Below are 524 nucleotides of genomic sequence, written 5' to 3'. Positions count from 1 at the left end.
TAAAACGGTCCAGAATGCTGACAAAAGCGTCTGACAGGTTCTTCAGCAGATGCCAGCGGTCTGTCACCTGAAGAGCGGATGGTGCGCCTCTGCGGCATCCGTCTGCATAAGCACCGGCACGGTCTCTGGCAATGATTTCAATACCGGGATGGACCTGCAGCCATCGGGCAAGGGTATCAGCGTCCCGATCTGGCAGGAGGTCAATGACATCATTTTTCTCAAGATCAACCACAATCGTTCCATAGTGATGTCCCCGCCGCCATGCCCAGTCATCCACCCCCACCACACGTGTACGGGCCGTGCCTTTTGTGGTGTTCTGCGCACGTGAGAGAAGACGGCGGACAAGAGTATCGGCGCTGATGGGGCAACACAGGCGCACGGTCATTCGTGCACCAGCGGAACCGCCCAGGGTATGGGCGATATAATAATGAAGATCGGTAAGACGTGTGGTCTGTCTGCCATGACGCACGGTTATCCCCTCAAGGGGCATGACAAACGTCCGACGTGGACAAAGCATCGTCTGG

The 524-nt window shown here is 56.5% G+C and carries 1 protein-coding gene; it reads right to left on the bottom strand.

The features are described from left to right. A partial coding sequence (locus GOB86_RS15810; protein WP_165993597.1) for a transposase occupies positions 1 to 524 on the bottom strand: 524 nt, incomplete at both ends.

Source organism: Acetobacter lambici (genome assembly GCF_011516885.1).
GTDB lineage: Bacteria > Pseudomonadota > Alphaproteobacteria > Acetobacterales > Acetobacteraceae > Acetobacter > Acetobacter lambici.
This window is presented reverse-complemented; position numbering and strand designations above follow the sequence as displayed.